At 59.2% G+C, this 3,116-nt stretch carries 4 protein-coding genes; 2 read left to right on the top strand and 2 right to left on the bottom strand.

What is annotated here, in order from left to right:
* Positions 1–711, top strand: a 711-nt coding sequence (locus VGN12_25365; protein HEY4312805.1) for a GDSL-type esterase/lipase family protein, incomplete at its 5' end; no start/stop codon positions are given.
* A 78-nt stretch (positions 712–789) separates the two neighbouring features.
* Here VGN12_25365 and VGN12_25360 read toward each other — a convergent pair.
* On the bottom strand, positions 790–918 hold the full coding sequence (locus VGN12_25360; GenBank protein ID HEY4312804.1) for a hypothetical protein: 129 nt from the start codon (positions 916–918) through the stop codon (positions 790–792).
* Between the two features lie 1,040 nt (positions 919–1,958).
* Positions 1,959–2,573 (bottom strand): hypothetical protein, encoded by a 615-nt coding sequence (locus VGN12_25355; GenBank protein ID HEY4312803.1) that lies wholly within the window; start codon positions 2,571–2,573, stop codon positions 1,959–1,961.
* Between the two features lie 241 nt (positions 2,574–2,814).
* On the opposite strand from VGN12_25355, the gene VGN12_25350 reads away from it, so the two are divergent.
* A partial coding sequence (locus VGN12_25350; protein ID HEY4312802.1) for a pyridoxamine 5'-phosphate oxidase family protein occupies positions 2,815–3,116 on the top strand: 302 nt, incomplete at its 3' end.

Raw genomic sequence — 3,116 nt, 5'->3', positions numbered from 1 at the left:
CTGGACTATTCGCACCATCCCGAGAGCTATGCCGACGTGATGGCGCTCTATCATGCGGATCAGGCGCTTTACCAGCGGCCGCAAGCGTCGCGCGATCCTGAGCGCTACCGGAAAGACATCGAGGCCTTCAAAGAATTTGATTCCAAGAACGCGCCTCCGCAAAAAGCCGCGCTGTTCGTTGGCAGCTCGACGATCATGAAGTGGAAGACCGCTGATGCATTCCCCACTCTCAGCGTGATCAATCGCGGGTTCGGCGGGAGCGTGCTCGGCGACGTGCTGTATTTCTACAACGACGTGATCGGCAAATATCATCCGGCCGCCATCCTGCTCTACTGCGACAACGACGTCGCGAGTGGCGGCAATCCCGATCAGGCGTTCGAGAAGGTCATGCAGATCTACGCGAAGGTACGATCAGACTTTCCTAAAGTGCCGTTCGCATTCCTGAGCATGAAGCATGCGCCCAACTCTGCGTTCGCGGATGCGGCTGAGCCGGCGGCGATTGACCGGTTCAACGAACTTGCCAAGGGGCAGGCCAAGAAAGATCCGAGCTTCAAATACTTCGATATGGATGCGCCAGTGCTCGACGGGAACGGCAAGGTGCAGGGTGATTTGTTTCAGGACGGTGAGCACTTCAACGACAAAGGCTACGCGTTAATCAACCCAGTCATGCAGAAGTTCTTAATTTCGCTGGGCGTGGGTTCGGTGCGGTAGCGTCGCGGAATACGCCGGCGGAATCGAAGACGCAAGCGCGATCGTTGTCTGTCAGCTGGCCCGCTTAAGCAGCTTGATTTATTTGATTTGTTGTGCCGCGGCGGAGTGGGTCGCGTGATATAGATCCCAGCGCAGCTGCAGGTTGAGCCACACCTGCGCCTCGACGCCGAGGAGACGCTCAAGGCGAAGCGCGGTGTCAGGCGTCATATCGCGTTGCCGTGCACGCGCTCATTCACTCGCGGATAGGAGACGGCCAGCCGTTCCGCTAGCTCCGTTTGCGTAAGGCCGTACGGGTTGAGGAATTCCTCCAAGAGCATCTCGCCGGGATGCGTGGGAGCACGATGGGTTGGGATGCGAACCATAAAACCTCAGTGATAGTCTACGATCTCGACGTCTGTCGGGGCCGTAGCAGATCAGAAAAGCGCATGTGGAGCATGCGCAGTCTTTAAATCGACGTCGCTTGCGGCGCTCGTTGAACGGCAACCTGCTCAACGCGAAAACGAAGCAACCGCGCGATATCCGCGGTTGCACAGTTACCGAGCGACGACCCGAGCGTCACGCGCGGGCGCAACACATCAATAACCATCCGTTGGCAGTTGCAACGTTCGTTACGTAGCGGGCGCACACGTCGTGAACGTCGCACGATTTGACGTTAAGGGAGGATCCGGATCACAGGGCGGACTCCCGGCGTTTCGGACCATACAACGATCGAAGTTATTGACGGCTTGTGTTAGGTAGACTTCGAGCACCTGCTCGCACTTCGCGACAACGGGAATCGTCAAGCGAGCTTCGCGATATCCTACGCGGCGCACCCAAACGACGTACTCGCCGGTGTCGAGGACAACCGGTGGAACGAGCCCTTGGTCATTCGAGAGAACGGGACGGGGCGGATGACTTTTCGAACCGTTGTTTACTCTGGTGAACACTACGTAGGCCTGACTGATCGAACGATCGGGGGAATCGACGTCCCGGACGGCAATTCGCAGCGTCGTATTCTGGCTGTGCGGCGGCGAGCCCGGGCCCCGGACGATGGTCGTCGGCGCGGCGGGATTGGGTTCTGACTGGGCGAGCAACGCGGGCTGGCCAGTGAAGCTGATTGGTGCGCCAACAACGAGAAGAAAGCCGCAAGTTGTTGACATGACGTCCCGAAATGAGAGGCCTATCGCTGCAATCATCCTTTGACAATTCCAACGTGTGTCCACTATCCCCGGCTGTTCAGTGCGCGGTGGCAGGCCGGCGCTCGGCACTCAGTGGCTGCGCCACGCGATCGTCGCGCTGACAACAAAGTCGTGCTGAGCGCGGCGTTCGAAATGGGGCAATGGGCCAGAGCTGTCGAAGTGTGGCGGCCCACCAACATCGCCAAAGATGCCATGATACTCATAGATGTGCTCGGTCGCACTGAGACCGAGGCTCCAGGCGTGGCCAAGTGGGATCTGGGTTCCGAGCGCAAACACGCCCACTGTCTCAGTCGGCGAACCGGAGCTCGCGAAGGCATCGCCGCCGTGGTGAATGAACCCTGGACCAACGCCGAACCACACTGCGCGGTTGCGTTGCGGTGACAGGTCGAACGCGGCGAGGAGTGCGCCAAGCACTACCTCGCCGCCTTGCAGTGGTGTGAAGCCGCCGGGATTTGGTATCGCCGTATGATCGATCACGATACGCGAACCACTTGCTCGAAACCCAATCCGGTGTCGGGTCCAAAGAGAGATTTCCGCGCCGACCATTGGGCCGCCAAAGTTGGCAGGAATATTGGGCCCATCGACCGAGTGCTGCGATCCGCTCGGCGTGTAGTAGCCGAGAACGAGGCCTGGTTGTACCAGCAGTTGTGCGGGCACCGATTGGGGGACGAACGCGATTCCCACAGCAAGCAGCGATACGAGGCAACGAACCCGGATTCCGCGCTCGGATGGCATACAGCCAACTTGCAGCCGAGCGCGACGATCATCAAGCGTCCTGGACAGGCGTCACCGTGGCGCATACATAAACGCCGATCGTCATATTAACAATCTCTAAAAGCGCCCGACGCAGCACACGGGTCGCGGAGCTCATCGGCCTGCGTCTTGCCATCCGGGTCTAGACCAACCCTTCGAGATTCGGGAGTCTATGACGAACACGAGCACGCCGGTCGAAACGCTGCGCGAGAAGATCAAGGACATCCGCATGGCCATGCTGTCGACCATCAGTCAGGGTCGGATCGTCTCGCGTCCGATGTCGATGCAGGAGATGGGGCCTGACGGAACGCTGTGGTTCTTGACCGCGGTCAACTCCAACAAAGTGAAGGAGATCGCGTCGAACGCATCAGTCGGCATCGCGTTCGCCGATTCTGGATCGGAGACCTATGTCTCTGTCGCCGGCATCGCGCGGATCACGAACGATCGCGCATTGATCGAGAAGTTCTGGAATCC

Source organism: Pirellulales bacterium (assembly GCA_036499395.1).
Lineage (GTDB): Bacteria > Planctomycetota > Planctomycetia > Pirellulales > JACPPG01 > JACPPG01.
This window is presented reverse-complemented; position numbering and strand designations above follow the sequence as displayed.